Below are 24,399 nucleotides of genomic sequence, written 5' to 3'. Positions count from 1 at the left end.
CATCGATGAGCAGCGACCTTGAACGTCTGATCAGTCGCGTCGAGCAGGTGCTCGGGCGCTTTGAAGCAACCCTACCGCAGGCACGCTCGGCGCTCGACTGGAAGAAAGGTCTGGCCTACCGCTGGCGCAAGCGTGGAAACGCGGGTTTTCTTCAATCGGTGGCGCATCCGCACAAGATTCGACTATCGGACCTGCAGGGGATAGACGATCAGATAAAGCTGATCGAGCAGAACACCCGCCAATTCATCGAAGGACTTACGGCCAACAACGTTTTGCTGACCGGTGCGCGCGGTACGGGGAAGTCATCACTGGTAAAGGCGCTGCTGAACAAATTTTCGTCGAAGGGCTTGCGCCTGATCGAAGTGGACAAGCAGGATCTGGTGGATCTTCCCGACATCGTCGATCTGATTGCCGATGTTCCACACAAATTCATTTTGTTTTGCGACGACCTCTCGTTCGATGCCGACGAGCCGGGATACAAGGCGTTGAAGGTGATTTTGGACGGATCGATTTCTGCAACTTCGGAAAATCTGCTTATCTATGCGACGTCCAACAGACGCCACCTGATGCCCGAATTCATGCAGGAAAATCTGGAGACCAAGTATTTTGGCGAGGAGATCCATCCGGGGGAAACGGTGGAGGAAAAAATATCCCTGTCGGAACGTTTCGGTCTGTGGGTATCCTTCTATCCCTTCGACCAGGATGAATACCTGACTATCGTCGACTATTGGCTCGGCGAGCTGGGAGTTCCGGAGCGGGAGAGGGGCGCCAAAGCCCGCAACGAGGCACTGCAATGGGCGCTGACGCGCGGTTCGCGTAGCGGCCGTGTCGCCTGGCATTTTGCGCGCGACTGGGCGGGTCGCCATGGAATAACATCCGGCCCCTCTCGCAAAACATCCTGATCGGCCATTGGCTATCCCATGATGCAACGCGTGCTGGATGTCGCGGCCGCAGTAATTGAGCGCCCCGATGGTAGCTTCCTTCTGGCACAACGTCCGCCCGGCAAAGTCTATGCAGGGTATTGGGAATTTCCTGGTGGCAAGGTCGAGTCAGGTGAGCCGATCACCCATGCGCTCGATCGAGAATTACGCGAAGAGCTCGGTATTGACGTCGAGCTCGCCTACCCCTGGATTACTCGTGTCTATCCCTATCCGCATGCAACGGTACGGTTGCATTTTCACCGCGTGGTGCGCTGGCGCGGAGAACCGCATCCCCACGAGAGACAGGCCCTTTCCTGGCAGCGAAGTACCGAAATTATGGTTTCACCCATGCTTCCGGCCAATGCCCCAGTTCTTAAGGCATTGTCCTTGCCCACCAGTCTGGGAATTACTCGCGCATGGGAATCGGGTATCGATGTGGCTCTGGCGCAACTTCGCCTCGCGCTCGAGCGCGGATTACGGTTGGTGCAAGTCAGGGAGAAAAATCTAGATCCCGCTGCCCGCAAGATTTTCGCAGCGCAAGTCATGCGGGAGGTGCGCGCAGTTGGCGGCATCGTAGTGGTTAATAGCGATGTTCAACTCGCAACGATGCTCGGCGCGGGGTTACACTTGCCGTCACGCGAGTTGATGGCTGCAAAATCACGCCCTGAAGTCGAGTGGTGCAGCGCCTCATGCCACGACACTGTCGAATTAGAAAGGGCGCGTGAGTTAGCACTGGACTTCGTGCTGCTCGGCCCGGTTCATTTCACGCCCGGCCACGCCGGCTCGCCAGAAATCGGATGGAATAAATTCGCAGATCTGGTTCGGGACTATTCTTTGCCGGTATTCGCTCTTGGAGGAATGCGGGCTGTAAATCTCGATGCGGCGCGCAGATGCGGGGCACATGGTGTCGCCATGGTGCGAGGCGCGTGGGAGTGGGGATAGGGTTATAGCTCCTCGTCGTCGGTCTGGCCGGTATCCGGCTTTTCCTGGGGAATGCGGTAGGAGCCAGTGGCCCACTGACCGAAGTCGATGAGTTTGCAGCGTTCAGAACAGAAAGGTCGATAGGGATTGTCGGTGCTCCACCGTATTGTGGCGTTACATTGTGGGCAATGCCCCTTGCGCGCTTCCTTGAAGGCGGTTGGCATCACAAGTTGCAGAAGGTAAGCTCGAAGTTGACGTCGTCGATACTGGTACGACGCTGCGTGCCGATCGCAGTCGTGAAGCGTACATTGAGTGCATATTTGTTGGCGCTGATCTCGGGGACGCAATCGTAATTGCTATCGAGTCGAATGCGGAGCATCTGCGCGAGCCTTCCTGCCATTGTCTGTTGATACACGCCTTGATGCGCTACACGACTGGTGGTCTTGCCGCTCTCCCTGAGCAGCTTCAGTATGATCTGCACGCCGTTGCGGATCGGCAGGAACGGGGCCAGCCATTCGTCAAGATCGAGGCGGCGCACCTCGGCGCTCTGGTTAAGCCAGAAATGATAGGAGGGCAGATCGAACTCGCAGACACCTCCCGGAATCGCGGAACGTTGTTTGATCCCCATCAGCCATTCGTTCTCGCGCAGTTCCTGGCCGGTCTTTCCGGACGAAAGGAACAGATCGGAAACCGCCTTCTCGATCTCGGCCAGTACCGTAGCCAGCGCTTCCTGGGAAATCGCCGGATTATTGCGCAGGGCATCGAGGTGCTGCTTCTGTCGCTCGAGTACCTGCATCAACTCCGATTTGAGATCGGCCCGGCCGCCGACATCGAGAATCTCGAACAACGACGTAAGCGCGACATGGTGTTCTTCGGGGTCGTTTTTCAAGGCGAAGTACTGCGCGCGCTGGTACAAATCCTCCAGGCGCAGCAGGGTGCGAATCCTCTCGTTGAGCGGGAACTCGTAGCTGATCACAATGTGGGGGCGGCCACCGGAGTTGGGGCAAGTATTGCCGAAAAGACCAGAAAAATAAAGCCGCTGGCCGCTGTTGGCTCTTCGAACCAATGTGGATCAGCCACTTGTCGCAAGCCCGAGATATCGAAGATGCAGCGGGACCACCTGTGCTTGCAGCGCATCGAGGTCGCCATCATTGTGAATAACGTCGTCGGCCCTGCGCAGTCGCTCCTGTCTGGAAACCTGTGAGGCAATGATTGAAAGGACCCGATCACGCGAAAGTCCGCTTCGCGCCATCACCCTGGAAACCTGGATTTCCGGTTGGCAATCCACCACCAGTATGCGGCCCATCCCGCGCCGATAGGTGCCGGTTTCGAACAGCAGCGGTACCACGACGATGACGTACGGTGCTGTCGACTCCCGGATCTGCCTTGTGCTCTCCTGCCGAATCAAGGGATGCAGAATCGCTTCCAGATCTTTCCGGGCTGACGGGTCTGCGAATACAAGATTGCGCATCTGCGCCCTGTCTAGGCTGCCGTCCGCAGCGACAAACCGCGGCCCGAACCTGCGGGCAATCTCTGCGATCGCCGGCTGGCCCGGTGCAGTCAGGCGACGGGAGATCTTATCCGTGTCCACCAATCCGGCTCCGTATAACACAAACAATTCAGCTACAGTCGTCTTGCCCGAGCCGATTCCACCAGTCAGGCCGACAGCGAACACCATGCTCAGAACAGCTGCAAGTAGGTCCGGTTGATCGTTTCGCCCCAGAACAAGGCAATCAGTCCGGCGGCGGCAAGATAGGGTCCAAATGGAATTGGCGTATTGCGGCCGTGCCGAGTGAATACGATCAAAGCGATGCCGACGACTGCGCCCACCAGCGAGGACAGCAATATCACGATGGGCAACATCTTCCATCCGAGCCAGGCGCCTATAGCGCCAAGCAGTTTGAAATCGCCGTAGCCCATGCCTTCCTTCCCGGTGGTGAGTTTGAACAGCCAATACACTGCCCAGAGTGAAAGATAGCCCGCGATCGCGCCGATCACGGCTGACGAGAGCGGCGTAAAACCGTTGTTCAGGTTGACAAGCAGGCCCAACCACAGCAACGGCAGCGTGATGTCGTCCGGCAGCAGCTGAGTATCGATATCGATTACGGTGAGCGCGATGAGAGCCCAGGCGAAGACAAGGGCCCCCGCCATCGCCAGTGTCAATCCGAATCGCCAGCCTATATATGCGGAAAGGATGCCGCTTATCGCCTCGACGATGGGGTAGCGGATGCTTATCGGCGACTTGCACGACGCGCAGCGCCCGCGCAGGAATACATAGCTGACGATGGGTATGTTCTCGTAGGCCCGGATACTATGACCGCAGTGTGGGCAATTCGAAGCCGGCGTCATCAGGTTGTAGCGCTGCGCGTTGCCGACGCGCAGTTTCTTCGCCACTTCAACCAGGTCTTTCTGTTCGAGCAGATCCGCCGCCTGGCCGTCCCAGTCCCGCTCCAGCATTTTTGGTAGCCGATGGATGACGACGTTGAGGAAACTGCCGACGATGAGCCCCACCAGCCCGCATACTGCGGCGAGCGTCACGGCTTGATTCTGCAGTACCTGGATGAGCGACATAACTGAGGATTTGCGCGCCCTACGTGTCAACTCCCGCCGATAAAAAAAGCGCCCGAGATCATCGGGCGCGCGACCATATGAGCGAAAAATTTATACCGCTTGACCCATCTTGAAGATCGGAAGGTACATGGCGATGACCATCCCACCGATCAATACCCCCAGCACGACCATGATCATCGGCTCCATCAGGCTGGAAAGCGCGTCCACGGCGTCGTCGACTTCCTGTTCGAAGAAGTCGGCAACCTTGCCCAGCATTCCGTCCAGCGAGCCGGATTCTTCACCGATGGACACCATCTGCAGAACCATGTTCGGGAACACATTGGTATTGGTCATCGCGACGGTCAGGCTTATACCCGCGCTGACCTCTTGCTGAATTTTCTTGGTTGCCACGTAGTAGACGTAATTGCCGGCAGCGCCCGCGACCGAATCCAGCGCCTCCACCAGTGGTACGCCGGCTGCGAACATGGTCGACAGAGTTCGCGTCCAGCGGGCAATCGTGGCTTTGCGGATTAGCGGGCCAAATATGGGTATCTTCAGGAACCATCGATCCAATGCATTTTGCATCTTCACTGATCGTTTCCATGTGTAGAAGAAAAACCACACACCGAACCCGACGCCACCAAAGATGGCCCACCACCACTGGACAAAGAAGTCCGAGATCGCCATCACGAACAGGGTCGGTGCCGGAAGATTGGCGCCGAAACTGGAGAACAGATCCTTGAATGCCGGAATCACGAAAATCATAATGATCGCCGTGATGATGAAGGCCACCACGATGATCGAAATCGGGTAGAACAGCGCCGCCTTGATTTTGCCCTTGATCGCCAGGATCTTTTCTTTGTAGGTGGCCAGGCGATCGAGCAGGCTGTCAAGTATACCGGCCTGCTCGCCAGCACCCACAAGGTTGCAGTACAAAGCGTCGAAATACAGTGGATATTTGCGAAAGGCAACGTTCAGACTATTGCCCGTTTCGACTTCGTTCTTGATATCCATGAGCAACTTTCCGACTGCAGGATTGGAGTGGCCCTTGCCGACGATGTCGAACGACTGGAGCAGTGGTACGCCGGCCTTCATCATGGTGGCCAGTTGGCGGGTAAACAGAGTAATGTCTTTTTGCGTTACCTTGCCGCCAATGCCCCCTCTCTTGCGTTTGACCTTGAGAACCGCAATACCTTGCCGGCGCAGCTGGGACAGGACCACATGTTCGCCACCGGCTCGCATGTCGCCTCTGACCAGCTTGCCGGCCTTGTCCTTGCCTTCCCAGAGAAAGGTGTATTCCTTGACCCTATCCCTTGTTGCCGCTGCGGTAGCCATAGCGTTACCTCGTCACGTCACTATTTCGTTTAGTGGCCACTTTGAAGGACCACTAATCAGCTCGAATAATGCACTGGCCAGTCGTTAAAGTAAAGATGGAAGTATCTGATAAATAGCCCTGATTTTTAGTCTTTATCGGGCGGAAGCATGCGTACGGATTTGATCACGCGATCCTGGATCTGGAGGACGTCAAGTGGGTAGCCGGCGAGTTTCAAGCTGGTGCCTGGCTCGGGAATGTCCTGAAAGTGCTCCAGAATCAGCCCATTCAAGGTCTTGGGACCGTCCAGGGGAAATTTGTAACCCAGCTTGCGATTCATGTCCCGGAGCAGGGTTCCGCCCTCGACAATGATGCTGCCGTCCTCCATCCGCCGGAATCGGCCCGTTTGCAGCGGCGATTGGGTCGTGAATTCTCCGATGATCTCTTCAAGAATGTCCTCCAGGGTCAGCAAGCCCTTGAGTTCTCCGTATTCGTCCACAACGAGACCCATGCGATCTTGCTGTTCCTGGAAATTCTGAAGTTGCGTCAACAACGGCGTTCCAATGGGAATGAAGTAGGGTTCGCGCAGCACTTCGGTAAGGGTTTGCGCGTTGATGTTTTCCCCTTCAGAAAGATTCAGCACCTTGCGCACATGCACGATGCCGATGATGTCGTCCAGGCGTTCGCGGTAGACGGGCAGCCGGGTATGGTTACTGGTCGCAATCTGGCGGCGGATCTCATCCGGCAACGATTCGATGTCGACCGCTTCGATCTGATTGCGCGGCGTCATCGCGTCTTCCACGGTGATCGATTCCAGATCGAACAGGTTCAGCAGAATGTTTTGATGCTTTTGCGGCAGAAAATTGCCGCCTTCCAGAATCAGGGTGCGCAATTCCTCCATGCTCAACGTATGCGCTTGGTTCGAATGCGGCTGCAAGCGCAGCAGCCATAACAGTCCGCGCACGAACAGGTTGACGAACCAAGTGACCGGGTAAGCGAGTTTGAGCAATGGAGCCAGAATGTAACCTGCGGGAAAAGCGATCGTCTCCGGTCGCGTCGCCCCAATGACCTTGGGCGTGATTTCGCTGAACACGAGCAGCAAGAAAGCCACGGTGGCAGTGCTCAGCGACAGCACCAACTCGCCCCCGCCGAACAGGCGAATAGCGATAACGGTGGCAAGTGTCGTAGCGCCCGCATTAACCAGCGTATTGCCGAGCAATACCACCCCAAGCAGTCTGTCCACCCGGGCAAGAAGCTGCGAAGCAAGGCGTGCGCCCCGATGACCGGTCTTGGTCAGATGCCTCAGGCGATAGCGATTGAGCGCCATCATGCTGGTTTCGGAAATCGAGAAGAATGCGGATACGACGAGGAGTACGATCAGTGAGATCAGCAGCGTAGAGAGAGGAATTTCATCCAAGTGCGGTCACCACCGGCTTGTAGATATGAAATCAGTATCGGGAGCGAAAACCGCAGTGTCAAGCGAGCGGCAGCGAGACTTCGGCGATGCTAGCGCTGCAGTAATATTTAGAGAACAAACTTGCTGCCGATATAGGCGAGAAAGAGTGAAAGGAAACCTGCCAGGGTCCAGCGCATAGCCACGCGGCCACGCCATCCGTAGAGCGCACGTCCAGCCAACAGGGCGCCGAAAATAATCCAGGACAAAATGCCGAATACCGTCTTTTGAGTGAATTGCATGGGTTTGCCAAACAGTTCTTCCGAAAAGAGAATGCCGCTGGCCAGCGTAAGAGTGAGCAGAACAAAGCCCGCAAAGATGATTTGGAACAGAATCTGTTCCATCGTGAGCAGCGGCGGGAGACTTTGCATGAACTGCGGAAGGTTGCCGCGATGCAGGCGTCGCTCCATGATCGCCATCATCAGGACGTGCAATGAAGCAATAGTGAACAGACTGTACGCCAGCAGCGATATGACCAGGTGGGCCTTGAACGCGGCCAAGTGGGTATTGGTCAGCGGATGCACTGGCGGGAACGCCAGCGGAAGCAGGGAGAGTGCCGCTGCAGTAGGCACGACCAGAACCTGAAGTCCTTCCAGCCTGTAGAAGAAGCTGCCCGTCCAGTAGATGAGCACCGTCAGCCAGATGATCACTGAAACGGCATTCCCGACACCGAGATACAGCCCACCACCGGCGAAAGCAGCGCGGGCTAGCAACACGGCATGCAAGGCCAGCGGCACGATCAGCGCCGCGTGCGCCCACGATGCCCGCGGCCGCGCATCGGCTGGCGTGAGCGCTGCGCGCCATAGGAAAATTGCCAGACCCACATAACCGAGACTGACCAGGAGATGAAGTAGAATGTCGCTCATCGGGCGGCGAGAACACGGCGAGAAACTCGTGGCCAAGTTTACAACATCCGCATCCGAATCACATTCCGGGATCATCACGCGTGCTCGATAGCCTTACCAGCCGGCTGGCCGGTGTCGTCAAGACGCTGCGCGGTCAGGCACGCCTGACCGAGGCAAATATCCAGGACGCACTGCGCGAGGTCCGCGTTGCGTTGCTGGAGGCCGATGTCGCGCTTCCGGTGGTGAAAGATTTCATCGCCCGGATCAAGGACAAGGCGATTGGAGAGGAGGTGCTCGGAAGCCTCACGCCAGGTCAGGCGCTGGTCGGTGTCGTCCATCACGAACTCACCGAATTGATGGGCAGTCGCAACGACGCGCTCAATCTCGCAACAGTTCCGCCCGCGGTCATCCTCATGGCGGGTCTGCAAGGCGCGGGCAAGACGACAACCGCCGGCAAACTGGCGAAGCTGCTTGAGGAGCAGAAGAAAAAGGTGTTGCTAGTGAGTTGCGACGTGTATCGCCCGGCCGCGATCGATCAACTGGCAACCCTGGCGCGCCAGGTCGGCGTTGACGCGTTTGCGTCGACTGCAACACAAAAGCCCGAAGACATAGCGCTCGCCGCACTGGATTACGCACGCAAGCACTATCACGACGTGCTGATCGTGGACACCGCTGGTCGCCTGGCCATCGACGAAGCGATGATGCAGGAGATCCGTCGATTGCACGAAGTGCTGGATCCGGTCGAAACATTATTCGTGGTAGATGCGATGCAGGGTCAGGATGCGGTCAATGTGGCGAAGGTTTTTTCGGAAGCCTTGCCGTTGACAGGTGTCATTCTTACCAAGCTCGATGGCGATGCGCGCGGCGGCGCGGCGCTGTCGGTGCGTCAGGTAACCGGTCGGCCGATCAAATTTGTCGGCGTATCGGAGAAGCTATCAGGCCTGGAACCGTTTTATCCCGAGCGGTTGTCGGCGCGCATCCTGGGTATGGGGGATGTGTTGGCGCTGGTGGAGGAAGCGCGCCGGAGTGTCGATCTCGATGAAGCCGAGAAGCTGGCCAAGAAGGTCAAGACCGGAAAAGGCTTCGATCTCGATGATTTCCGGAACCAGATGCGGCAGATGAAAAAGATGGGCGGCCTGAATGCGCTGATCGACAAACTGCCTACGCAATTGGCACAAGCGGCTCAGGGAGGCGCCGTGGATGACCGTGTGATAAGCCGCACGGTCGGGATTATCGACTCCATGACACTTCAGGAACGTGCAAGGCCGGAGATCATCAAGGCCTCCCGCAAGCGCCGCATCGCGACGGGATCCGGCGTAACGGTGCAGGAAGTCAACCGCCTGCTCAATCAGTTCGAGCAGATGCAGAAAATGATGAAAATGATAGGCAAGGGCGGATTGCAGAAAATGATGCGCTCGGTCAAAGGTGGATTTCCCGGTTTGCGCTGACAGGCCAGGAACGTCCGCGCGATCGAGCAGTCTTAACGTAAGTCAGGAACACCCGGGTAGAGTCCGCAGACCCTTCGTCTAATTCCGGGCCAAACATTCTAAGGTGCCCCGCATGCGCTTATTTGCAGCTTTCTTCCTCGCCGTCCTGTTTACAGCGACGGTCCATGCGCAGCAGCCGGACTACGAGCGCGAGAAACGATGGTCGGATCAGATCGTGCCGGCCGTTCTCGTCGGCGACGTGGTTTGGATCAAACAGAAAAGCGGCCACGATTTTCTTGCGATCTATACGCAGGCCGAAAAGCCGCGTGGTGCGGTGATCATCGGCCACGGTCGAGGATGGAATCCCGACTTCGAGCTCTATGGCGCATTGCGTGTCAAACTGGCGGAGCAAGGCTACACCACGCTGGCGATCCAATTGCCGGTACTGGGGCCAGGGGCGAAGGTCGGCGACTACCTTCCGATCTACCCCGATGCCGAAGAGCGCTACTCACTGGCCGCCAAGTTTTTGCAGGACAAGGGGTTCGACAAAATCGCGATCGTGTCTCACAGTCTCGGCGCGACGATGGCGAATCAGTATCTGATTCATGCGAATTCCACCCCCATAAAAGCCTGGGTGTTCATTGGCATCATCAACGGCCTTGAAGAGATGTTCCGTATCAAGATTCCGGTGCTGGACGTGTTCGGCAGCAAGGACTGGGAGATCACCCAGGTTGGAGCCTACGAGCGCAGAAAACAAATTCAGAAAGTCCAGGGATCCGATCAGGTCGTTGTTCCGGACGCGCAGCATTTTTTCGAAGGGCGGGAGGACGATCTGGTCAAAGTCGTGGTGGAGTTCCTGGATGGTCGATTCGTTGTCGGCAAATCTGCGGCGACTTCTTCCAACTAATTGACATAATTGAAAAAATACATGACCTTTGGCATGTTGTCGCGTTGTTCGTGAATGTTTTAACCGCATCATGGTTGATCCCGGATAGTCTGTCCCAATTCCCCCATTTACCTTGCGGACTCGGCGAAAACGGGCGTAAAATCGCGCGCTTCGCTTTTGAGGGTATAGCACATGGTCGTTATTCGACTTTCGCGTGGTGGCGCCAAGAAGCGCCCGTTCTTCAACATGGTCGTGGCGGATTCGCGCAACCCTCGCGATGGCCGTTTCATCGAACGTGTCGGTTTCTATAACCCCAAAGCTCCGGAAGGCCAGGAGACGCTGCGCATACAGATGGATCGTCTTACTTATTGGCAGGGCAAGGGCGCCAAGCTCTCGGACACTGCTGCACGTCTGGTCAAGCAGTTCGGTGAGTTGTCCAAGTCCTGAAACAATGGTGGTGATGGGGCGCGTACGCGCCCCGCACGGTCTCAAGGGCTGGATCAAGATCCAGCCGTTTACGCAGGCAATCGACGGACTGCTCGACTACCCGGAGTGGTGGCTGGGCGCAGAAGGGCAATGGCAGCAGCATCGCATTGCGGAATCGGCGGTGCACGGATCAATGGTCGTTGCCAGGCTGGACGGATTCACCGACCGCGATGCGGCCGCAGAGTTAAGAGGAAGGGATGTCGCTGTTCCTCGCACCGCCATGCCGGAAAATCGAGCGGGTGAGTTTTACTGGAACGACCTTCTCGGAATGGAAGTCAGCGACCGGAATGCATCCAAGCTCGGACTTGTGGCAAAGATTCTCGAAACGGGCGCCAATACAGTGCTCGTAGTAGTGCAGGGCGACAAGGAATTGCTGGTCCCATTCATCCAGGACGTAATCGTCAACGTGGATTTGAAGGCCCGGCAGCTGGTAGTAGATTGGGAACTGAATTGATCCGCCTGCGGCGATGATGCATCTCGACGTAGTCACGTTGTTCCCCGAAATGTTCGACGCGCTGACCGGCAGCGGTATTACACAACGCGCGCGGAGCAGCGGCCACTACGAATTGGTGTTGTGGAATCCCCGGGATTTCAGCAGCAACGCGTATCGCAGCGTGGACGACAGGCCTTACGGCGGCGGTCCGGGCATGGTGATGATGGCGGAGCCGCTGGCAAAGGCGTTGCGCGCGGCACGGCAGCGACAAGTCAGCTGCGGCGTGAAGCGTACCCGGACAGTCTATCTGTCGCCTCAGGGCAGACCACTGACGCAGCAGGTTGTCGAACAACTGGGCAAGTACGAGGGATTGGTTTTGCTGGCGGGGCGATACGAGGGTGTCGACGAGCGTCTGTTGGACGCCGAGATCGAAGAGCAGATTTCGATCGGCGACTATGTGCTGTCGGGTGGAGAGTTGCCGGCAATGGTGCTGATGGATGCTCTGATCAGGCGTATTCCGGGCGTTTTGAACGATGCCGAGTCGGTGCAGCAGGATTCCTTTGTGAACGGATTGCTGGATTGCCCGCAATATACCCGGCCGGAGGTATACGAAAGTGATTCGGTGCCGGCAGTCTTGTTGTCGGGGCACCACGCGCAGATTGCGAGGTGGCGCATGAAGCAGTCGCTGGGGCGGACCTGGCGCAGGCGCCCAGATTTGCTGGCCAACTTGCCCCTGAGCGCCGAACAGTTGGACTTGTTGGAAGAATACAAATTGGAATCGAAGGAAACGCAGGAGCTGATCAAATGAATCTCATACAGAAAATCGAGCAGGAAGAAATCGCCCGCCTCGGGAAAAACATTCCCGACTTTGCGCCGGGCGATACCGTGATAGTCAACGTGAACGTAGTGGAAGGCGACCGCAAGCGCGTCCAGGCCTACGAGGGCGTGGTGATTGCAATACGCAATCGGGGGCTCAATTCCTCGTTTATCGTACGCAAGATGTCGTCGGGTGAAGGGGTGGAGCGGACTTTCCAGACCTACTCTCCGCTGATCGCGAGTATCGAACTCAAGCGCCGCGGCGACGTGCGCCGCGCCAAGCTTTACTACCTGCGCGATCGCTCCGGCAAATCGGCGCGTATCCGCGAAAAGCTCGAAACCGAAAAGGTGGCGGAAGGCGAGTAAGAGAATGGTTTCTGAATGAAAAAATAAGGCGGCCCGGTGCCGTCTTATTTTTTTGGCAGGCGCCTAAACCACGCGCGATCGATCCGACAGCAATACCTGCTGGATGTAACTCTGCAACAGCAATCCTTCGGTGGCGTGCAGCTTGTTGAAGCGCACCCCAAGCGAGAACATCTCTTCCGGGGTATTTCCCTTTCTGATCTTGCGTACGCTCTGGATCTGCGCGGGCGTTGTCAGCTTTACCTCGTAGTTGTTGGGCTGGACCACGAATTTGAATGTGAGCACGAACCTCTCTCCCAACTCCCCGAGACTGAGCCCTGTGTCCAACTGTGCTCCGGAGACGCTGAGGTCGGAAAGCGTTACTGCACGTGGCGGCGCATCGACCTGTCCGGGCGAGTTCGAGGTGGTACCCGGCAATGCGACGCGTACACGCAATGCGCCCCGGATCAGCGTCTGTTGCACCTGAGCCGGATAGGCGAGATGGATGTAAGGATAGGGCGAGCGGCAGACGCGATCAACCCTGGACTCCAGGGTAAAGGCATGGCGACCCGAGAAAGCCCGGACCAGAACGGCTGCCCCCTCGGGTACCGGAATCGGCAGATTTTGAGCCAGTGGCGTGCGTATCAATACGCTGTGTCCGGGCACGAATCCGATCAGGGTCGTGTAGTAATGGCTGCGTGAACTGTCGGCGACCAACTCCAACTGGAGGCGTTCGCCCACGTGCAATTGCGTTGCTTCGAAACTGCAGGTGGAAACCTTCGATTGATCGAGATCAGTCACTTGAGTCGTCCGGCTTGTTTTGTCTCGGATGCGTCTGTCGAATGCAAAGTATAGCCAAGTCGGACCACTCCCTGCTCGTCTCATCGCATTGCTACAATGCCTGCACCAGAACAACGAATCTCTGCTGTGCTTTTGGTGATTGCGGTGGTGGCGATGCAGAAACTGCGCAAATCATGAATACGCTGCTGGAATCCTGGCAGGCGAAGATCGAGGCACCGTTCGCAGTGATCGGCGTGTGTACCATCGGCGAGCGACTTGTCCGCATCGAGTATCTTCCGCGCGGTGCGGCACCGCTCAAGCCGCAGACGCCGTTCGCCAAAGAAGTGTGCCGGCAGCTTAAGGCGTATCTCAACGAGCCGAATTTCGATTTCGATCTGCCTTTCGACTACGACGGTACCGATTTTCAGACCAGGGTCTGGAAGGCCGTCCGCTCCATTCCCGTGGGGGCTGTGCTCTCCTATCTGCAGGTAGCCAAGCGGGTCGGTTCGGCTCCGCGCCCGGTCGGCACAGCCTGCGGCGCGAATCACATCCCAATCCTGATCCCCTGCCACCGAGTAGTCGGCAGCCAGGGCATCGGTGGCTTCATGAATGCCCGCCGCGGCGCTGCAATCGACGTCAAGCGCTGGTTGCTGCATCACGAAAATCCAGGCGCCTACTGATGCCGACGAACGAGGCCTTGCTCGACGAATTTTGCGATGCACTCTGGCTCGAAGACGGCCTGTCGCGCAATACGCTCGAGAGCTATCGGCGCGACTTGCGGCTTTTCTCCGCATGGCTGTCCGCGGATCGTGGCAAGACCCTGCTGCAAGCACAGCGCGTGGATCTTCTCGACTACCTGGCTTACAAATTTCAGCGCAAGGCCAGGCCGCGCTCGGCGGCTCGTTTGTTGTCCAGCCTCAAACGGTTCTACCGGTTTTTGCTCAGGGAGAATCGAATTCAAGGGGACCCGACGCTGCAGGTGGAATCTCCGAAACTGCCGCGCAGCCTGCCCAAGATACTGACCGAGGAAGATGTCGATGGGCTGCTGGCCGCGCCGAATGTCGAAACGCCTCTCGGGTTGCGTGACAAATCCATGCTGGAAGCGCTCTATGCCAGCGGGCTGCGGGTGTCCGAACTGGTGACGATGCAGGTTGCCCAGCTTAGCCAGGACATGGGCGTGGTGCGAGTCGTTGGCAAGGGGAGCAAGGAACGACTGGTTCCGGTGGGTGAGGAGGCGCTGACTTGGATCCGGCGCTACATGGACAACGCGCGTCCCGAAATTCTTGCTGGCAGGCAGGCGGATGCGTTATTCATCACCTCGCGCGGGGCATCGATGACGAGGCAGGCGTTCTGGTATCTGATCCGGCGCTACGCCGACCGGGCGGGCATCCGGAAGGGGATATCGCCGCATACGTTGCGTCATGCCTTCGCCACGCATCTACTCAATCACGGCGCCGACTTGCGGGTTGTGCAAATGCTGCTAGGTCATGCGGATATCTCCACGACACAGATCTACACGCATGTAGCGCGCGAAAGGCTCAAGCAGTTGCATGCCAAGCATCATCCGCGGGGATAACAGGGGAGAATGATTCCAATGGCGCCCATCGTATTCGTCGTCGTGGCTTACCTGATCGGGTCGATTTCGTTCGCGGTCGTCGTCAGCCGGTGTTTCGGTCTCCCGGATCCGCACACTTACGGCTCCGGCAACCCCGGGGCAACCAACGTATTGCGGACCGGAAAAAAGGCTGCGGCTGTGCTCACCTTGATCGGTGACGCCGCCAAAGGGGCGATCGCGCTATGGTTGGCACGGCGATTGGCGCCGGAGTTTGAGGTGGGTGAGATCACGCTGGCTGCAGTGGCATTCGCCGCTTTCATCGGTCATTTGTTTCCGGTGTATTTCCGCTTCAAGGGCGGCAAAGGCGTGTCGACTGCCGCAGGCATCTTGCTGGCGCTGGATGGGCGCATTGCAGGCGTCGTGCTACTGGTCTGGCTGTTGACCGTGCTGGCGTCGCGCTATTCGTCGCTGGCGTCGATCGTGGCTGCGCTGGCCGCACCGGTCGCGACGCTTTATTTTCTCGGCTGGGGACCCTTCGTCTGGATGGTGCTGGCCATGACCGCGCTGCTGCTCTGGCGTCACCGCGGCAATATCGAGCGTCTGATGAATGGCACCGAAAGCCGCATCAGGCTTTCTCGGGGCGCCTGAGTTCTTCCAGCTCCCAGCGCGGATGCACCGAGAAGCCGCGAGACTTGCTGACGCCGGACTCGAGTCGCTGCGCGCCGGCATAGGCGATCATCGCGCCATTGTCTGTGCACAAATCCAGTGGCGGATAGAACACCTCGAATCCCTCCGATGCAGCCTTTGCGCCCAATGCCTCCCGCAGGCGTCGGTTGGCGCCAACGCCGCCGGCCACCACCAACTGGTCCAGTCCGGTACGCGATACGGCATCGGTCGATTTGGCCACGAGCACGTCGACGATTGCATTTTGAAACGCAGCGGCGATATCGGCTTTGTTTTGTGCGGTCGCGTCCTCGCGGCTCGCAAGCGTCAACGCAGCGGTCTTCAATCCCGAGAAGCTGAAATTCAGATCGCCGCTGGCAATCATGGGTCGGGGCAATTTGAATCGTTTCGGATTTCCGGAATCGGCAAGTTCGGCGAGGGCTGGCCCGCCGGGGTAGGGCAAGCCGAGCAGCTTTGCGGTTTTGTCGAAAGCTTCGCCCGCTGCGTCGTCGACGGTCTCTCCCAGCAATTCATAGTCGCCGACTGCGCCAACCTTCATGAGCTGGGTATGACCGCCGGAAACCAGCAACGCCACGAAAGGGAAATGAGGCGCCGGGGTCGTGAGCAATGGCGACAGCAGATGTCCTTCCAGATGATGCAGTCCGATTACCGGGACGCCGAGGGCGAAACCAAGGCTCGCCGCCACGCTTGCTCCGACCAGCAAGGCACCGGCCAGTCCCGGTCCCTGGGTATAAGCGATCCCATCGATATCGTTCAGCGCTCGGCCGGTTTGCCCGAGCAATTGGCGGATCAGCGGCAGCAGCCGGCGGACGTGATCGCGGGAAGCCAGTTCCGGCACCACCCCGCCGTACTCCGCGTGCATGGCGACCTGCGAAAAGAGCGTATGGCCAAGCAGGCCTGCCCGGGTATCGAACAGGGCAACGCCGGTTTCATCGCAAGACGTCTCGATGCCGAGGACTAGCATAAGTTCTTGAGTTTTAGGGCTTGCCTGGTGATTCGGAAGGGGATTCGCTGACCGTGCATGATACGGAATCCACGCGACTTCCCGCTTGTGTTTGCAAATCAGGGGATTATTGCTAGAATTCGGCCCTTCGTTTTTGTCGACCTTCCCAGGACAGTATTTTTTATGCCGACGATTCGTGTCAAGGAAAATGAGCCGTTCGAAGTGGCGATGCGCCGTTTCAAGCGCACGGTGGAAAAAACCGGTCTGCTGACTGAGTTGCGGGCGCGCGAATTCTACGAAAAGCCCACGTCCGAGCGCAAACGCAAGCTGGCGGCCGCGGTCAAGCGCCACCATAAGCGCCTTCGCAGCCAGTTGCTTCCGCCGAAGCTTTACTGAGCCGGCAGCAGTTCAAGATTCAGACGGTGAATGGGATGCCATTCACCGTTTTGCTTTTCTGGAATTCACCCCCATATCAACTCCCATGCTTCTAAGAGCCCAGATCGTTGAAGACATGAAGACCGCGATGCGCGCCAAAGACGCGCCGCGGTTGTCGGCAATTCGCCTGCTGCTGGCCGCGCTCAAACAACGTGAGGTGGATGAGCGCATCGAATTGGCCGATACCGACGTCCTGGCGATCATCGAGAAGATGATCAAGCAGCGGCGCGATTCCATCGAGCAATTCGAGAAGGGCGGTCGCCAGGATCTCGCGGACAAAGAGCAGTTCGAGATCACCGTACTCCAGGGCTACATGCCTGCAGCGATGTCGGCTGCCGAAGTCGATGCGGCGGTGACCGAGGCCATTTCGAGCAGCGGTGCCAAGCTCATGGCCGATATGGGCAAGGTGATGGCATTGTTGAAACCCAGGCTGGCCGGTCGCGCGGACATGGGCAAGGTGTCCGCGCTGGTGAAAACCAGGCTTTCCGGCTAGCGGAGGCGGCAATCCCGACTCGTATTTCCGGCGTTAACCCGTTCTCGCAGAGGACAAAAGCGGCTTTGTGAAGGAAGATCGGCTTTCCCGGAAATTCATGGAAACTGACCTATAATTCTTCGAAAGCTGCCGGATGTCCTGCTGACGGCGGCCGGGCCTGAAACCAGTAGGAACTGACCGCGAGATATCCCGACGCATGATTCCGCAGTCGTTTATTCAGGACCTTCTCAACCGGGTGGACATCGTGGACGTGGTCGAGTCTTATGTCCCGCTCAAGCGTGCCGGCTCCAACTACGCTGCCCGTTGCCCGTTCCATAGCGAAAAATCGCCGTCGTTCACTGTCAGCCAGACCAAGCAGTTTTACCACTGCTTCGGTTGCGGAGCGCACGGCACCGCCATTAGTTTTCTGATGGAGCATCAGGGCATGGGCTTTGTCGACGCAGTCAGGGATCTGGCGGGCCGTGTCGGCATGGTCGTTCCCGAGCAGACACCGGATCCGCAGCGCAAGGAAAAGGCAGAGACTGCCGAAGACCTGACGGAAGTCACGCTCAAAGCAGCCCAGTTTTATAAAGCGCAGCTCAAGTCATCCGACAAAGCCGTCGCCTATCTGAAGAACCGCGGATTGACCGGCGAAATCGCCGCGCGTTATGGCCTGGGCTACGCGCCGGACGGATGGCAAAACCTGGAAGCGGTTTTCCCCGAATACCAGTCGAAATCGCTGACTGAGGCCGGGCTGGTGATCGCAAGCGAAGAAGGCCGGCGCTACGACCGCTTCCGCGACCGCATCATGTTTCCGATCCACAACCAGCGTGGCGCGATCATCGGCTTCGGCGGACGGGTGATCGACCAGGGCGAACCGAAATATCTCAATTCACCGGAAACGCCGCTTTTCGAGAAGGGGCGCGAACTTTACGGACTGTTTCAGGCGAGAGGCGCAATACGCGACGCGGAGCGCGTGGTGGTGGTCGAAGGTTATATGGACGTAGTGGCGCTGGCCCAATACGACATCGGCTACGCAGTGGCGACTCTCGGCACGGCGACAACACCCTGGCAGGTGCAGAAACTGCTTCGACAGACCGACAACGTCATTTACTGCTTCGATGGCGACGCAGCGGGACGGCGTGCCGCCTGGCGTGCATTGGAAAACAGCCTGGCGCAATTGCAGGATGGAAAGCAGGTGCGCTTTCTTTTTCTGCCACCCGAGCATGATCCGGACAGCTTCGTGCGCGCTCACGGCAAGCAAGCCTTCGGAAACCTGCTCGAAGCGGCGCCGCCGCTGTCGGAGTTTCTGGTGCAGGAACTGACCTCGCACGTCGACATGCGCACGGCGGAGGGTCGGGCAAAGTTCTTGCAGGAGACCAAGCCGCTGGTCAAACAGGTGCCTGCGCCCATGCTGTCCCTGATGTTGCGCAAGCAGATTGCCGAGCTGGCCGGCGTGTCCGAGGCCGAACTCGACCGCAGTTTTGAAATCAAAGGAGTAGCACGCGCCCGCGCGACTGAACGGCGTGAGTCGATCAAGCCCTCCCTGATTCGAGCGCTGGTGGAAATGCTCGCGTTCCAGCCCTCTCTCGCGGCGTTGGCGGATTCGGACCGGCTTCGTGAAAACGCCGATCTTGCCTCTAGTGAACTCCCGCAGTCCGAGGTTGTGTTGCTGACGAAAGTGCTTGAGCTTTGTGTCAGCCAGAACAATGTACGTAGCGTGGCCGAGCATTTTCGCGGTGGCGAGTTCGAGCTTCTTGCCCATGAGATCGAGGTGGGCAGCTTGAAGTGGGAAAAACTGGATCAAGAGGCGTTGCAGGCCGAATTTGTCGGCGCCTGGGAGAGGCTGGTCGAACGTTTTCGCCACGTGCGAATCACGTTGTTGCTGGAAAAGAGCAAACGGCAGAGCTGGACGTCCGAGGAAAAGGAACAATTTCGCCGCCTTCAGCAGGGCGCCGCGAATGAAACGCCCGGATGACTCCGGTATAATGCGCGGTTCTTTTTTGTCCGGCTGTTCATAAGCGGTTGTTTTCGAGGGAATAAGGAAAATGGCTAGGGAAAGACGCAAGGAACAGAGCAAGGAGCAGGTGCAGGTTCAGCAGCCGATCGATGCTGAAGCCCGGCGCATGCGCCTGAAAAACCTGATCGTCCTCGGCAAGGAGCGCGGCTATCTGACCTATGCCGAGATCAACGATCATCTGCCGGACGACATGCTGGATGCCGAGCAGATCGAGAACATCATCAGCATGATCAACGACATGGGCATCCAGGTTTACGACGAAGCGCCGGACGCGGAAACCCTGTTGATGAACGAAACCACGCCGGCCATCGTTCCGGACGAAGACGTGGTCGAAGAAGCCGAGCAGGCACTGTCCACCGTCGACTCCGAGTTCGGACGCACCACCGACCCGGTTCGCATGTACATGCGCGAGATGGGCTCCGTGGAACTGCTGACTCGCGAAGGCGAAATCGAGATCGCCAAGCGCATCGAAGACGGTTTGAAGCACATGATCCAGGCGATCTCCGCCTGTCCTACGACTATTGCCGAGATCCTGACCCTCGCCGAAAAAATCGAACGCGAAGAAATGCGCATCGATGAGGTCGTCGATGGCCTGATCGATCCGAACGCGCCGGAAGAAGCGCTCGCCGAGGAAATCTCCGAAGAAGAGCTCGAGGAAGACCTCGGAACCGAGGAAGGCGAAGACGACGACGGCGCCGCAGTGCAAAACGCGGCAATGCTGCAACTGAAGGCCGACTCGCTCGAACGCTTCGCCAAGATCCGCGTGCTGTACAACAAGATGATCAAGGCGCTGGCCAAGAACGGATCGCGCAGCCGGTCTTATCTCAAGACCCAGGAGGAAATTTCCGCCGAGCTCATGTTCATCCGTTTTTCCGCCAAGCAGGTGGAAGCCTTGTGCGACGGCCTGCGCGGTCTGGTGGAAGAAGTGCGTTCGTACGAACGCGCGATCATGGAATTGTGTGTGGAGAAGTCGGCAATGCCGCGCGCGTATTTCATCAAGACCTTTCCGGGCAACGAGGAAGATCTGAACTGGGTCGGACGCGAAGTCGGCGGACGCAAACCTTATAGCGAAGTCCTTTCGCGTTTTGCGCCGGCAATCCTCGAGCAGCAGCAGGCACTGATCGACTTGCAGAAGCGCGTTGGCATTCCGGTCAAGGACCTGAAGGAAATCAATCGTCAGATGTCCACTGGCGAGGCCAAGGCGCGCCGCGCCAAACGTGAAATGACCGAGGCCAATTTGCGCCTGGTGATCTCCATTGCCAAGAAATACACCAACCGCGGCCTGCAATTTCTCGACCTGATCCAGGAAGGCAACATCGGTCTGATGAAAGCGGTCGACAAGTTCGAGTATCGCCGGGGCTACAAATTTTCCACCTATGCGACGTGGTGGATCCGCCAGGCCATCACGCGTTCGATCGCCGACCAGGCTCGCACCATCCGCATTCCGGTGCATATGATCGAGACCATCAACAAGATGAATCGTATCTCGCGCCAGATACTCCAGGAGACCGGGCAGGAGCCGGACCCGGCGACGCTGGCGGTCAAGATGGAGATGCCCGAGGAGAAAATCCGCAAGATCCTGAAGATCTCCAAGGAACCGATTTCGATGGAAACGCCGATCGGCGACGACGACGATTCGCACCTGGGCGATTTCATCGAAGACCAGGCGACCATGGCACCTTCGGACGCGGCGATCTATACGAGCCTGCGCGACGCCACCAAGGAAGTGCTGGATACGCTGACGCCGCGCGAAGCCAAGGTGCTGCGCATGCGCTTCGGCATCGAGATGAATACCGACCACACGCTGGAAGAAGTCGGCAAGCAGTTCGATGTCACCCGCGAACGCATTCGCCAGATCGAGGCGAAGGCCTTGCGTAAACTGCGTCATCCTTCGCGCTCCGAGCGCTTGCGCAGTTTTCTGGATAATAATTAACCAGCAATTCCCCGCGAGGGGACATAAAATGGCCGGGTTCTTCACCCGGCCTTTTTTGTGCCGCAGCTGTTTTCAAACGGGCCTGTAGCTCAGCCGGTTAGAGCAGAGGACTCATAATCCTTTGGTCGTGGGTTCGAGTCCCACCGGGCCCACCATAAAATCATTGACTTACAAGACTAACTGGATCTGCATCGCTTTCGAGTAAGCGAAGAGTAAGCGCTTAGTAGAAGAGGGTTATATGCCATCGTGGTTTCCTGGGCTAAGCTAAGAAATAGAAGAGGGCTGTGGTCGATGTGGAGTCGACCACACGTAGCATTGTGTCGAGCGTAAATCGGTTTTGGACGTCGAGTTACGGGGAACCTCTAGCAAAGCTGCGCTGCCCTCTTTTCCTTATGATCGTTTCGCATTGATCTATCCTCTAAAATCGGCGAACGCTTTCAGCAGCTTCATCGTCGACTCGTAATCCAGTTTCTCACCCTCGTACCGCACTTCATAGAGGCCCTGAAGGTTGGACGGCAATGTGGCTCCGTTCTCGACCAGCAAGATGAACTTGCGGCCATACAACGCCATTGCTGCGCCGATCTCGATCAGGACATTTTGATTGAGCATCTTGTGTTCCTTTCCAGCGCTGTCCAACAGCTTCAAGTCCGTCCCGACGTGAATGATCGCCGCATCGCAAGAGCGCATGTCATCCAGCACCTTGTCGGGGACGGGCTTGGAAACCGTTTCTTGCTCGATGGCCACCACCGGCGTGAAGCCGCCGAAGGCTAGGAGGTCCTTCAGCTGACTGACGATGTCCTTATTCTTGCCATGTGTTATGAAGACCCTTCCAGTGCGCCTACGTGCAGGTTCAGTTCCTTCTCTCGTGCCGTCTGGGGTAGCGGCAGGTGTCACCGCGCCTGTTGCCTCCACGGTGTCGTCATCTTCAATGACTTTCCCTTCGCCTACGATCTTGGCGGGCGGCGCACTGCCGTCCATCCCGAGATCCACGTAGGCCTGCCCCTTCAACTCCCGCAGGACGCCGAGACTGCGGGCAGTGTCCACTATTAGTTCGAATACGGCTGGAGCGCGGTCGGCAGGAACCCCGAGTTCTTCTAATACGTTCTTTCCGATTGCTGCCGTTGGCAGGCGACTCTCGTTATACCGGGTAAGAAAATCCCGGATGATGCGCGGCCGCATAAGCGCCTCTCGTTTCGCAGCCAGATCGTCCCCTTCCTTGGTGGGCGCAACGATCCGCCGTCCCAGCGGTGTGATTGCAATTACATCTGAGTTGTAACCGCCTTCAGTAAGTCCGTAGGCGATGGCTGTGCCAGTCAGCACCCGGAAGAAACTGGAACCTGGAGAGAGGTTCATCCCTTCCGCCACACGTAGCGGCTTCGTGGGATTTTTGCCATAGCTGTCCGCAATGGCCTGTGGGACTCGTATTGCTTCTGCAAGACTGTAGGAGGGTACGTCGGTTTGGAGCAGGTTCTTGCGCACCGTGCTCTCGTTGCCTGCTGGTTTGATCGGCACTACGAGTTTCTTCCTGCCCATAAAACGCTCTCAGGGATGTCAATGGCGCAATTGTCCCCCTTCTTCAGTGATTGTCCAGTCTTCGAAAACATCGGTCATATTGAGAGCGCAACCTATTGAACTATCGCATTGTATAGTTTTTTATTAAACACGATTCTTAGATTATTAATGGTTGTAATGACTTAGGAATGGAATTTCAAGTCGCTTCGGGCTTACACCCCACCCGATTCCACTCTCAACATTTCCCGCGCCTCGCGAAGGCATCCGTACCGAACCGAATCTGCCGCATGATCCGGGCCGCGCGAATCTACATCCTCAACCTGTTTCAAGTCTCTGCCCAGATACGGCACCGTGGACCAGAAATACTCGCAGTGCCGCGCGATGTATAGACCGGGAACGTCGGGTCTACCCGCGTCCTGTAGGAGACGGCGCATGATGTTCCAGCCGGTAATCCAGTCCGCTTTTTTCGCCGGATAAAAAGTCACTCCTGCCGCGCGGAACTCGTCGCTGATACTGTCGCGAGAGTGTCCGCCATGGGCGAATACTGAGTCACCGGCAACCCCGGTCGGCTGCAAACCACGTCTCAACCACTGTCGCGTGTAATTGACACCGCTAACCTACTGGTCAATGGCGCGCGTCACGAGACCGCTTTCTGGTTAAAGGGAAACGGCGGGGGGCGGTTAGGCTGAGGAAGCGCGGTTTACCCGCTGCCCCTCGGACTGAGGCCTTGATTGTTTCTTGACATAAAACAGAGAAAAGTATGATAATTCCCTGCTTGAGGGGCTTAAGCCGAACTGGACCTGGGGAATGAACATGAGTTCTCTACTTGAAAGAGTAGATCAGGCTATTTCTGTGACAGAAGTCAGCCGGTCTGCGAAAGAGATTTTCACCAAGCTGGAGAAGGGCAAGCAAGACAAGTTTGTCGTGATGCGTAACAACGCACCGGCCGCGGTACTGCTTCCGGTTGATGCCTACGAAGCGCTGATCGAAGAGGTTGAGGACCTGCGCATCGAGATCATCGCGATAAAGCGAATGCGCGACTTCGATCGCAGCAAGGCGATCACACACGACGAAATGGTAAAGAAATTCGGCGGTGAGGGAAAATAATTGGCTTGGACGGTTATCTATCATCCAGAAGTCACTGAGGACCTGGAGGCTCTTGGACCGGCCAAGGCAAGAGTCGCCCTCAAAGTGATCGAACAACGCATCATGAACGGTGAGCCGGACAAAGCAGGTTCAGCACTTCGCGATCAACTCGGCGGCTACCGTCGCATCCGCACCCAGGATATCCGTATCGTTTACCACGTCGACGGTAAAAGAGTCGAGGTTCTCATCATCGCCGTCGGTGCGCGCCGCGACAGCGAGGTCTACGCAACCGCTACGAAGCGACGCCGGTAACGGTGCCCCCATTATTGGGGGGTTGTTATACGGACACTGGCATGAGAAAGTTCTTGCGCATCATGCCGTTAGGATATGATTACTGCTGTCAGTATTATTAATTGATATGCGGGCGTTGCTGTCCGTATAAACACTGTTGAACTAAACCGCCTAGTCGGCGGTGGTTTCCTTGTGCATGCGCCTGCGCGTGTAGCCAGCCGTCTCCTGTAATTTTCCATCCGCTTCATCACGAAGTCTCGAGGATATGTGCTCGATGGTGAGCTCTGCCACGCTGTT

At 57.5% G+C, this 24,399-nt stretch carries 27 protein-coding genes and 1 tRNA gene; 18 read left to right on the top strand and 10 right to left on the bottom strand.

Annotated elements, in window-relative coordinates; genetic code table 11:
• The first annotated feature begins 5 nt into the window (after positions 1-5).
• The gene (locus tag HY067_07560; protein ID MBI3527810.1) at positions 6-902 is read left to right on the top strand and encodes an ATP-binding protein; all 897 of its coding nucleotides are present in this window, start codon (positions 6-8) and stop codon (positions 900-902) included.
• 21 nt (positions 903-923) lie between these two features.
• Positions 924-1,862 carry a Nudix family hydrolase gene (locus tag HY067_07555; protein ID MBI3527809.1) on the top strand — a complete coding sequence of 313 codons (939 nt, stop codon included), beginning with the start codon at positions 924-926 and terminating at the stop codon, positions 1,860-1,862.
• 2 nt (positions 1,863-1,864) lie between these two features.
• On the opposite strand, the gene HY067_07550 is transcribed toward HY067_07555, so the two are convergent.
• The 7 genes from HY067_07550 to ccsA all read right to left on the bottom strand — a co-directional run bounded on the left by HY067_07550 (position 1,865) and on the right by ccsA (position 8,022).
• Positions 1,865-2,065, bottom strand: coding sequence for a DNA gyrase inhibitor YacG (locus HY067_07550; protein ID MBI3527808.1), 201 nt, complete (start codon positions 2,063-2,065; stop codon positions 1,865-1,867).
• Complete coding sequence (zapD, locus tag HY067_07545; GenBank protein MBI3527807.1) at positions 2,065-2,817, bottom strand: cell division protein ZapD; 753 nt, start codon at positions 2,815-2,817, stop codon at positions 2,065-2,067. The genes HY067_07550 and zapD overlap by 1 nt, the downstream gene beginning before the upstream one ends.
• A gap of 96 nt (positions 2,818-2,913) precedes the next feature.
• Positions 2,914-3,516: a dephospho-CoA kinase gene (locus HY067_07540; GenBank protein MBI3527806.1), complete on the bottom strand. Its 603-nt coding sequence runs from the start codon at positions 3,514-3,516 to the stop codon at positions 2,914-2,916.
• Between the two features lie 5 nt (positions 3,517-3,521).
• Positions 3,522-4,412 carry a prepilin peptidase gene (locus HY067_07535; GenBank protein ID MBI3527805.1) on the bottom strand — a complete coding sequence of 297 codons (891 nt, stop codon included), beginning with the start codon at positions 4,410-4,412 and terminating at the stop codon, positions 3,522-3,524.
• Between the two features lie 90 nt (positions 4,413-4,502).
• The gene (locus HY067_07530) at positions 4,503-5,726 is read right to left on the bottom strand and encodes a type II secretion system F family protein (GenBank protein MBI3527804.1); all 1,224 of its coding nucleotides are present in this window, start codon (positions 5,724-5,726) and stop codon (positions 4,503-4,505) included.
• A gap of 125 nt (positions 5,727-5,851) precedes the next feature.
• Positions 5,852-7,120 (bottom strand): HlyC/CorC family transporter, encoded by a 1,269-nt coding sequence (locus HY067_07525; protein ID MBI3527803.1) that lies wholly within the window; start codon positions 7,118-7,120, stop codon positions 5,852-5,854.
• A gap of 107 nt (positions 7,121-7,227) precedes the next feature.
• Complete coding sequence (ccsA, locus tag HY067_07520) at positions 7,228-8,022, bottom strand: cytochrome c biogenesis protein CcsA (GenBank protein MBI3527802.1); 795 nt, start codon at positions 8,020-8,022, stop codon at positions 7,228-7,230.
• 80 nt (positions 8,023-8,102) lie between these two features.
• On the opposite strand from ccsA, the gene ffh reads away from it, so the two are divergent.
• The 6 genes from ffh (at position 8,103) to rplS (ending at position 12,415) form a co-directional block, all read left to right on the top strand.
• Positions 8,103-9,449, top strand: a complete 1,347-nt coding sequence (ffh, locus tag HY067_07515; protein ID MBI3527801.1) for a signal recognition particle protein — start codon at positions 8,103-8,105, stop codon at positions 9,447-9,449.
• 112 nt (positions 9,450-9,561) lie between these two features.
• Entirely contained in the window at positions 9,562-10,335 is a 774-nt protein-coding gene (locus HY067_07510; protein MBI3527800.1) for a DUF3530 family protein, read from the top strand.
• Positions 10,336-10,506: 171 nt separating this feature from the next.
• Positions 10,507-10,761: a 30S ribosomal protein S16 gene (rpsP, locus tag HY067_07505; protein ID MBI3527799.1), complete on the top strand. Its 255-nt coding sequence runs from the start codon at positions 10,507-10,509 to the stop codon at positions 10,759-10,761.
• A gap of 4 nt (positions 10,762-10,765) precedes the next feature.
• Positions 10,766-11,254 carry a ribosome maturation factor RimM gene (gene rimM / locus HY067_07500; GenBank protein ID MBI3527798.1) on the top strand — a complete coding sequence of 163 codons (489 nt, stop codon included), beginning with the start codon at positions 10,766-10,768 and terminating at the stop codon, positions 11,252-11,254.
• Positions 11,255-11,270: 16 nt separating this feature from the next.
• Positions 11,271-12,041 (top strand): tRNA (guanosine(37)-N1)-methyltransferase TrmD, encoded by a 771-nt coding sequence (gene trmD / locus HY067_07495; GenBank protein ID MBI3527797.1) that lies wholly within the window; start codon positions 11,271-11,273, stop codon positions 12,039-12,041.
• On the top strand, positions 12,038-12,415 hold the full coding sequence (gene rplS, locus HY067_07490; protein MBI3527796.1) for a 50S ribosomal protein L19: 378 nt from the start codon (positions 12,038-12,040) through the stop codon (positions 12,413-12,415). The genes trmD and rplS overlap by 4 nt, the downstream gene beginning before the upstream one ends.
• Positions 12,416-12,478: 63 nt before the next feature.
• On the opposite strand, the gene HY067_07485 is transcribed toward rplS, so the two are convergent.
• Entirely contained in the window at positions 12,479-13,192 is a 714-nt protein-coding gene (locus HY067_07485; protein MBI3527795.1) for a flagellar brake protein, read from the bottom strand.
• Positions 13,193-13,365: 173 nt separating this feature from the next.
• Between HY067_07485 and HY067_07480 the strand changes: the two genes are divergently transcribed.
• Genes HY067_07480 through plsY form a run of 3 tightly spaced genes read left to right on the top strand, consistent with a single transcriptional unit; the run spans position 13,366 to position 15,374 of the window.
• Positions 13,366-13,851 (top strand): methylated-DNA--[protein]-cysteine S-methyltransferase, encoded by a 486-nt coding sequence (locus HY067_07480; GenBank protein ID MBI3527794.1) that lies wholly within the window; start codon positions 13,366-13,368, stop codon positions 13,849-13,851.
• Positions 13,851-14,747 (top strand): site-specific tyrosine recombinase XerD, encoded by an 897-nt coding sequence (gene xerD, locus HY067_07475; protein MBI3527793.1) that lies wholly within the window; start codon positions 13,851-13,853, stop codon positions 14,745-14,747. Before HY067_07480 ends, xerD begins: the two co-directional genes overlap by 1 nt.
• A gap of 18 nt (positions 14,748-14,765) precedes the next feature.
• Positions 14,766-15,374, top strand: a complete 609-nt coding sequence (gene plsY / locus HY067_07470) for a glycerol-3-phosphate 1-O-acyltransferase PlsY (GenBank protein ID MBI3527792.1) — start codon at positions 14,766-14,768, stop codon at positions 15,372-15,374.
• On the opposite strand, the gene tsaD is transcribed toward plsY, so the two are convergent.
• Positions 15,352-16,374, bottom strand: a complete 1,023-nt coding sequence (gene tsaD, locus HY067_07465) for a tRNA (adenosine(37)-N6)-threonylcarbamoyltransferase complex transferase subunit TsaD (protein ID MBI3527791.1) — start codon at positions 16,372-16,374, stop codon at positions 15,352-15,354. The two genes, plsY and tsaD, sit on opposite strands and share 23 nt — an antisense overlap.
• A 162-nt stretch (positions 16,375-16,536) precedes the next feature.
• On the opposite strand from tsaD, the gene HY067_07460 reads away from it, so the two are divergent.
• From HY067_07460 to HY067_07440, 5 genes are all read left to right on the top strand, one after another.
• Positions 16,537-16,749 (top strand): 30S ribosomal protein S21, encoded by a 213-nt coding sequence (locus tag HY067_07460; protein MBI3527790.1) that lies wholly within the window; start codon positions 16,537-16,539, stop codon positions 16,747-16,749.
• Positions 16,750-16,834: 85 nt separating this feature from the next.
• On the top strand, positions 16,835-17,281 hold the full coding sequence (locus HY067_07455; protein MBI3527789.1) for a GatB/YqeY domain-containing protein: 447 nt from the start codon (positions 16,835-16,837) through the stop codon (positions 17,279-17,281).
• A 196-nt stretch (positions 17,282-17,477) separates the two neighbouring features.
• Complete coding sequence (locus HY067_07450; GenBank protein ID MBI3527788.1) at positions 17,478-19,238, top strand: DNA primase; 1,761 nt, start codon at positions 17,478-17,480, stop codon at positions 19,236-19,238.
• 70 nt (positions 19,239-19,308) lie between these two features.
• A complete protein-coding gene (gene rpoD, locus HY067_07445; protein ID MBI3527787.1) occupies positions 19,309-21,213 on the top strand; it encodes an RNA polymerase sigma factor RpoD in 1,905 nt (634 codons plus the stop codon).
• Between the two features lie 78 nt (positions 21,214-21,291).
• Positions 21,292-21,368 (top strand) — tRNA-Ile (locus HY067_07440).
• A gap of 256 nt (positions 21,369-21,624) precedes the next feature.
• Here HY067_07440 and HY067_07435 read toward each other — a convergent pair.
• Positions 21,625-22,746 (bottom strand): nucleotide-binding protein, encoded by a 1,122-nt coding sequence (locus tag HY067_07435; protein ID MBI3527786.1) that lies wholly within the window; start codon positions 22,744-22,746, stop codon positions 21,625-21,627.
• A 786-nt stretch (positions 22,747-23,532) separates the two neighbouring features.
• On the opposite strand from HY067_07435, the gene HY067_07430 reads away from it, so the two are divergent.
• Positions 23,533-23,832, top strand: a complete 300-nt coding sequence (locus tag HY067_07430; protein ID MBI3527785.1) for a type II toxin-antitoxin system Phd/YefM family antitoxin — start codon at positions 23,533-23,535, stop codon at positions 23,830-23,832.
• The gene (locus HY067_07425; protein MBI3527784.1) at positions 23,833-24,123 is read left to right on the top strand and encodes a type II toxin-antitoxin system RelE/ParE family toxin; all 291 of its coding nucleotides are present in this window, start codon (positions 23,833-23,835) and stop codon (positions 24,121-24,123) included. It begins immediately after the preceding gene.
• Positions 24,124-24,399 lie beyond the last annotated feature (276 nt).

The organism is Betaproteobacteria bacterium (genome assembly GCA_016194905.1).
In the GTDB taxonomy this organism is placed as follows: Bacteria; Pseudomonadota; Gammaproteobacteria; order Burkholderiales; family JACQAP01; genus JACQAP01.
This window is presented reverse-complemented; position numbering and strand designations above follow the sequence as displayed.

Bases quoted from the DNA above. Each gene is read 5' to 3' on its own strand.
- HY067_07560 (MBI3527810.1), top strand. From the start codon at position 6: ATGAGCAGCGACCTTGAACGTCTGATCAGTCGCGTCGAGCAGGTGCTC.
- HY067_07555 (MBI3527809.1), top strand. From the start codon at position 924: ATGCAACGCGTGCTGGATGTCGCGGCCGCAGTAATTGAGCGCCCCGAT.
- HY067_07550 (MBI3527808.1), bottom strand. From the start codon at position 2,065: ATGCCAACCGCCTTCAAGGAAGCGCGCAAGGGGCATTGCCCACAATGT.
- HY067_07535 (MBI3527805.1), bottom strand. From the start codon at position 4,412: ATGTCGCTCATCCAGGTACTGCAGAATCAAGCCGTGACGCTCGCCGCA.
- HY067_07530 (MBI3527804.1), bottom strand. From the start codon at position 5,726: ATGGCTACCGCAGCGGCAACAAGGGATAGGGTCAAGGAATACACCTTT.
- ccsA (MBI3527802.1), bottom strand. From the start codon at position 8,022: ATGAGCGACATTCTACTTCATCTCCTGGTCAGTCTCGGTTATGTGGGT.
- HY067_07510 (MBI3527800.1), top strand. From the start codon at position 9,562: ATGCGCTTATTTGCAGCTTTCTTCCTCGCCGTCCTGTTTACAGCGACG.
- rpsP (MBI3527799.1), top strand. From the start codon at position 10,507: ATGGTCGTTATTCGACTTTCGCGTGGTGGCGCCAAGAAGCGCCCGTTC.
- rimM (MBI3527798.1), top strand. From the start codon at position 10,766: ATGGTGGTGATGGGGCGCGTACGCGCCCCGCACGGTCTCAAGGGCTGG.
- trmD (MBI3527797.1), top strand. From the start codon at position 11,271: ATGCATCTCGACGTAGTCACGTTGTTCCCCGAAATGTTCGACGCGCTG.
- rplS (MBI3527796.1), top strand. From the start codon at position 12,038: ATGAATCTCATACAGAAAATCGAGCAGGAAGAAATCGCCCGCCTCGGG.
- HY067_07480 (MBI3527794.1), top strand. From the start codon at position 13,366: ATGAATACGCTGCTGGAATCCTGGCAGGCGAAGATCGAGGCACCGTTC.
- xerD (MBI3527793.1), top strand. From the start codon at position 13,851: ATGCCGACGAACGAGGCCTTGCTCGACGAATTTTGCGATGCACTCTGG.
- plsY (MBI3527792.1), top strand. From the start codon at position 14,766: ATGGCGCCCATCGTATTCGTCGTCGTGGCTTACCTGATCGGGTCGATT.
- tsaD (MBI3527791.1), bottom strand. From the start codon at position 16,374: ATGCTAGTCCTCGGCATCGAGACGTCTTGCGATGAAACCGGCGTTGCC.
- HY067_07460 (MBI3527790.1), top strand. From the start codon at position 16,537: ATGCCGACGATTCGTGTCAAGGAAAATGAGCCGTTCGAAGTGGCGATG.
- HY067_07455 (MBI3527789.1), top strand. From the start codon at position 16,835: ATGCTTCTAAGAGCCCAGATCGTTGAAGACATGAAGACCGCGATGCGC.
- HY067_07450 (MBI3527788.1), top strand. From the start codon at position 17,478: ATGATTCCGCAGTCGTTTATTCAGGACCTTCTCAACCGGGTGGACATC.
- rpoD (MBI3527787.1), top strand. From the start codon at position 19,309: ATGGCTAGGGAAAGACGCAAGGAACAGAGCAAGGAGCAGGTGCAGGTT.
- HY067_07435 (MBI3527786.1), bottom strand. From the start codon at position 22,746: ATGGGCAGGAAGAAACTCGTAGTGCCGATCAAACCAGCAGGCAACGAG.
- HY067_07430 (MBI3527785.1), top strand. From the start codon at position 23,533: ATGAACATGAGTTCTCTACTTGAAAGAGTAGATCAGGCTATTTCTGTG.